Here is a 5,766-nt window from a genome sequence, read left to right as displayed (position 1 = left end):
GCGAGAAAGTTCTCAGCCTCCCTTGACGACGACGATTGGTCTATGCCAATCTGAACTTGGTCTACACCAATCCACGCCATTCGGAGGGCACCATGAGCACGGTCGTCGACACCAACCCGCCGCTGGAGAAGCCAGCGGAGAAGCAGGGGCTGCGCATCCCCGGCTTCGCCCAGCTCCAGCGGCTCGGCAAGAGCCTCATGCTTCCCATCGCCCTGCTGCCCGCGGCCGGCATCCTGCTGCGCCTGGGCCAGGAGGACCTGCTCGGCCAGTACGACTGGCCCGTCCTCGGGCCCTTCTTCGACGCCATGAGCGCCGCGGGTGGTGCGATCTTCGCCAACCTCCCCCTGCTCTTCGCCGTCGGTGTGGCCATCGGCTTCGCCCGCAAGGCCGACGGCTCGACCGCCCTGTCGGCCGTCGCCGGCTACCTCGTCATCTCCGAGGTCTTCAAGGCGATGTCCCCGGTGGTGCTCGAGGGTGAGACCACCCCCGGCGGCGACCAGGCGATGATCAACTACAGCGTCTTCGCCGGCATCCTCGTCGGCCTCGTGACCGCCTACCTGTTCGACCGCTTCCACACGATCCAGCTGCCGCCCTACCTCGGCTTCTTCGGCGGCCGCCGCTTCGTGCCGATCGTCGTGTCGTTCTCCTCGCTGTTCATGGGCTTCGCCCTCAGCTACTTCTACCCGATCTTCAACGCGGGTCTGACCGGCCTCGCCGAGTTCATCGCCGGGGCGGGCGCGTTCGGCGCCTTCGTCTACGGCTTCGTCAACCGCATGCTCATCCCCCTCGGCCTGCACCACATCGTCAACACCTACATCTGGTTCCTCTACGGGGACTACACCGTCGGCACCGAGGTCTACACCGGTGAGCTCACCCGCTTCGCCCAGGGCGACCCCACGGCCGGCCGCCTCACCTCCGGCTTCTACCCGATCCTCATGTTCGGCCTGCCGGCCGCTGCGCTGGCGATGATCCACGCCGCGAACAAGAACCAGAAGAAGGTCGCCATCGGCATCCTGTCGGCCGCGGGCCTGACCGCCTTCCTCACCGGCATCACCGAGCCCCTCGAGTTCGCCTTCATGTTCGTCGCGTTCCCGCTGTACGTCCTGCACGCCGTGCTCACCGGCCTGTCCCTGGCCATCGCCTACCTGCTCGACATCCACCTCGGGTTCTCGTTCTCCGCCGGCCTGATCGACCTGCTGCTCTACGGCACCGCACCCGCAGCCAAGAACATCCCGTTGCTCATCGTCATGGGCGTGGTCTTCTTCGCCGTCTACTACGTGGTGTTCCGCTTCGCGATCACCAAGTGGAAGCTCATGACCCCCGGCCGCGACCCGAAGGGCGCAACCGACGAAGACCTCGAGGCCGCCACGTCCGCAGCCGCCGGCGCTGGCACCGGTGCAGCCACCGACAGGGCACAGCAGCTCATCACCGCCTTCGGTGGAGCAGACAACCTCAAGAACGTCGACGCCTGCATCACCCGCCTGCGCATCGAGGTCGGCGACAAGTCCCTCGTCGACCAGGGCGCCCTGAAGGCCCTCGGCGCCGCTGGGGTCATCGAGGTCGGCAACAACGTCCAGGCCATCTTCGGCACCCAGGCCGACGGCCTCAAGGAGGAGATCCGCGCGGCCCTCGCGGGTGGCTCCGCCCCGGCATCCGCCGCTGCACCCGCCACCCCCGCAGCCCCCGCAGCTGCACCGGCAGCACCGGCAGCACCGGCAGCACCCGCCTCTCCCCCGGCCCCCGGGGCCCGCGTCGCCGTGCTCTCGCCGATCGCCGGCACCGTGGTCGACCTCGCGGACGTTCCCGACGCCACCTTCGCCAAGGGTCTCGTCGGCCCCGGCCTGGCCATCGACCCGCCCCGCGAGGTCGTCGACGCCGTGGCGCCGATCGCCGGCACCATCGTCAAGCTGTGGCCGCACGCCTACGCCATCCAGTCGCCCGAGGGCGTCGGTGTCCTCGTGCACCTGGGCATCGACACGGTGCAGCTCGACGGTGCGGGCTTCGACCTCCTCGCAGCCCAGGGCGACACCGTCGAGCTCGGCCAGCCGATCCTGCGCTACGACGTCGCCGCGGTCGAGGCCGCCGGTCGCAACCCCGTCGTGCCCGTGATCGTCCTCGAGCGCAAGGCCCACGACGTCACCCTGCGTGGTCTCGAGGCCGGCGACCAGGTCCGCGACCTGGAACTCCTCCTCACGGCATCCGCCACCAAGACCAAGGTCGGTGGCTGACGTGGAGGTCGTGATCCTCGACGACGCACGCGACCTCGCGTCGGTCGCCGCGGACGCCATCACGGCGCTGCTCGCCAGGAAGCCGGATGCCGTGCTCGGGCTTGCCACCGGGTCGTCACCGCTCGCCGTGTACGACGAGCTGACGGCGCGCCACGAGCGTGGCGAGGTGAGCTTCGCGCAGGCCCGGGCGTTCACGCTCGATGAGTACGTGGGCCTCCCGGCCGGGCACCCCGAGCGCTACCGCACGGTGATCGACCGCGACTTCGTCACCCGGGTCGACTTCGCCCCGGATGCCGTCCAGGGCCCCGACGGGCTCGCCGACGACATCCCGGCATCGTGCGCCGCCTACGAGCAGGCCATCGCGGATGCCGGTGGCGTCGACCTCCAGATCCTGGGCATCGGCTCGGTCGGGCACATCGCCTTCAACGAGCCGGGATCGTCGTTCGCCTCACGGACGCGCATCAAGACGTTGACCCAGCAGACCCGGCTGGACAACGCGCGCTTCTTCGACGGCGACGTCAGCCAGGTGCCGACCCACTGCCTCACCCAGGGTCTCGGCACGATCATGGCGGCCCGGCACGTCGTCCTGCTGGCGACCGGCGCGTCGAAGGCCGAGGCGGTGCACCAGCTCGTCGAGGGCCCGGTCAGCGCCCTGTGGCCGGCGACGATCCTGCAGCACCACCCGCACGCGACCGTGCTGCTCGACCCGGCCGCCGCCGGTCGGCTGCAGCTCGCGGGCTACTACCGCGAGACCTTCGCGGGCAAACCCACCTGGCAAGGAATCTGATCGATGATCCTCACCGCTGCCACCGTGCTCACCGGGGAGTACTCCCACTCCCCGGGATGGGTCGAGGTCGACCACGGCGTCATCTCGGCTGTCGGATCCGGCGTCCCTCCGCGACCGGCCGACGTCGACCTGGGTGATGTCGTGCTGACACCCGGCTTCGTCGACATGCACGTGCACGGTGGTGGCGGTGGGGCCTACTTCGAGGCGACCGACACGGCGGTCGCGGCATCCGTGACGTTGCACCGCCGCTTCGGGACCACGTCGACGATCGCCTCCCTCGTCTCCGACCACCACGACGTGCTCGTCGCGCAGGTCAGGGCGCTCGCGGACCACGTCGAGTCGGGTGAGCTGCTCGGCATCCACCTCGAGGGCCCGTGGTTGTCACCGCACCGTTGCGGCGCCCACGAACCGAGCGCCCTGCGCGACCCCGACCCGGCCGAGGTGTCGGCGCTGCTCGAGGCCGGGCGGGGCACGATCCGGATGGTGACCCTGGCGCCCGAGCTGCCCGGCGCGACCGAGGCGATCCGCCGCATCGTCGACGGCGGGGCAGTGGCCGCCATCGGGCACACCGAGGCGACGTACGAGCAGGCCAGGGCCGCGATCGATGCCGGGGCCACGGTCGCCACCCACCTGTTCAACGCGATGCGCCCGGTGCACCACCGCGAACCCGGCCCGGTCGTCGCGGCCCTCGAGGACCCCAGGGTCACGGTTGAACTCGTCACGGATGGGGTGCACCTGCACCCGGCGCTGCACCGGCTGGTCACCACGGACGTCGGCCCTGACCGGGTGGCCCTGGTGACCGACGCCATGGCTGCCGCCGGGATGCAGGACGGCTCCTACCGGCTGGGGTCGCTGGCCGTCGACGTCGTCGACCAGATCGCTCGCGTGGCTGGCACGGACACGATCGCCGGCAGCACCGCGACGATGCAGCGCCTCGTGGCGCAGACGGTGAACCACGGGGGCGCGGACCGCGCCGAGTCCCTGCGGACCACCATCCGTCAGGTCACCGTCAACCCGTTGCGCGCCCTCGGCCTCCCGGCGCCGGGGCTCTCCCCCGGCGCCCCGGCCGACCTCGTCGTGCTCTCACCCGATCTGGACGTCGTGCAGGTGATGCGCGCCGGGACGTGGGTCACCCTGCCCGGGTGAGCTCACCCATCCGCGGCGCTGCCGACCGGTCGCCGGGCGCGCGTCAGAGCAGGCCCCGCACCGTGTCGATCGTGTCGGCCGCATCCGCCGCCTTGTCGTCGCGATAGCGCAGCACCCGGGCGAACCGCAGCGCCACGCCCCCCGGGTAGCGACTGGAGCGTTGCACCCCGTCGACGGCGATCTCGACGACCTGCACCGGCCTCACCGGAACCACCCACCCGTCGGTGCCGTCGACGGCGAGCTCGGTGAAGCGCTTGGTCTGCCACGCCAGCACCTCGTCGGTCATGCCCTTGAACGTCTTGCCCACCATCGTGAACTCGCCGGTCGCCGGGTCGCGCGCCCCGAGGTGGATGTTCGACAGACTGCCCACCCGCCGCCCTGATCCCCACTCGACCGCGAGCACCACGAGGTCCAGCGTGTGCACCGGCTTGACCTTGACCCACCCGCTGCCTCGCCGCCCGGCGGCATACGGGCTGTCGGCGTCCTTGATGACGACACCTTCGTGCCCGGCGGCGACGAGGTCGGCGAAGAACTGCTCCGCGGCGTCCGGGTCGTCCGTCAGCAGCCGTGGGACCAGCAGGTGCGGCGCGAGGTCGAGCAGCACCTCGTGACGCACCCGGGCGCTGTCGTCGAGCAGGTCGCGACCACCCACGTGGAGGACGTCGAAGAGGAACGTCGTGAGCGGCATCCGGGCCTGGAGACCGGTGAGGTCGGCGGAGCTCGCCGTGCGCGCACCGGTGACCTGAAAGGGCTCCGGCCTGCCGTCGGCCCGCAGCACGATGGCCTCGCCGTCGACGACGAGGTCGCCACCCGGCAGGGCCGCGACGGCCTCGACGACCTCGGGCACGCGGTCGGTGATCTCGTCGAGGCTGCGCGTGTAGACCGTCACCTCACCGCCACGGCGGTGCACCTGGACGCGGATACCATCGAGCTTGCCGTCGACGATCAGTTCGCTCTCGCCGATGCTCTCGGCCGCTTCGCCGGTGGTCTTGGCGGATGCCGCGAGCATCGGTCGCACGGGACGCCCCACGACGAGCGAGACGTCCTCGAGAGCGCGCGACCCTCCCGTCGCGGCGAGGGTCGCGACCTCGGCGGCGGTGCCGGCGAGCATGGCAGCGCGGCGGACCGTGGCGGCCGGGACGGCGTAGGCGGCCGAGATGGCGGCGAGCACCACGCCGTCGAGCGCGCCCTGGCGCAGGTTTCCGGTCATGAGGTCGCGCAGGAACTGTTGTTCGACGCTGGTGGCGCGGCTCATCAGGGTGCTCAGTTCACTGCGGCGGGATGCCGTGGAGCCGGTTCCGTGGGCGCTCGCCAGGCGCTCGAACGCGGCATCGACCTCGAGCACCGTGAGCGTCGGGGTCTGCGCCGGCTCGGGGAGGTCACGCAGGGAACGGAACCCCACGCCGAGGCGGCGCTGGGGCAGCACGCCGGACAGGTGCGACACCACCGTCCCCACCTCTTCCGGGGCGCACCGGGTCAGCAGGTCTGCCAGTGCCTGCGTCTTGGCCGTGCGCGAGCGCGTGGCGGCCACCGCCCGGGAGGCCTCCACGACGTCAGCGAGCATGACCTCGGGGCGCGACTCGTCCATCCGGCCATCCTGCCTCG

4 protein-coding genes are annotated in these 5,766 nt (G+C 71.2%); 3 read left to right on the top strand and 1 reads right to left on the bottom strand.

All coding sequences use genetic code 11. The features are described 5' to 3' along the window. Positions 1–92 precede the first annotated feature (92 nt). From PLL68_RS10315 to nagA, 3 genes are read left to right on the top strand one after another with little or no spacing between them, the layout of a single operon-like run. Positions 93–2,228: a glucose PTS transporter subunit IIA gene (locus PLL68_RS10315; RefSeq protein ID WP_324533775.1), complete on the top strand. Its 2,136-nt coding sequence runs from the start codon at positions 93–95 to the stop codon at positions 2,226–2,228. A 1-nt stretch (position 2,229) separates the two neighbouring features. Beyond that, complete coding sequence (gene nagB / locus PLL68_RS10310; protein ID WP_324533787.1) at positions 2,230–3,015, top strand: glucosamine-6-phosphate deaminase; 786 nt, start codon at positions 2,230–2,232, stop codon at positions 3,013–3,015. A gap of 3 nt (positions 3,016–3,018) precedes the next feature. Continuing rightward, on the top strand, positions 3,019–4,161 hold the full coding sequence (gene nagA / locus PLL68_RS10305; RefSeq protein ID WP_324533773.1) for an N-acetylglucosamine-6-phosphate deacetylase: 1,143 nt from the start codon (positions 3,019–3,021) through the stop codon (positions 4,159–4,161). A gap of 43 nt (positions 4,162–4,204) precedes the next feature. On the opposite strand, the gene PLL68_RS10300 is transcribed toward nagA, so the two are convergent. Next, positions 4,205–5,749: an ATP-dependent DNA ligase gene (locus PLL68_RS10300; protein WP_324533771.1), complete on the bottom strand. Its 1,545-nt coding sequence runs from the start codon at positions 5,747–5,749 to the stop codon at positions 4,205–4,207. Between the last annotated feature and the right edge of the window lie 17 nt (positions 5,750–5,766).

This window comes from Ornithinibacter sp. (assembly GCF_035443565.1).
In the GTDB taxonomy this organism is placed as follows: Bacteria; Actinomycetota; Actinomycetes; order Actinomycetales; family Dermatophilaceae; genus Fodinibacter.
The sequence above is the reverse complement of the archived record's forward strand: the minus strand, read 5'-3'. Positions and strand labels throughout refer to the sequence as shown.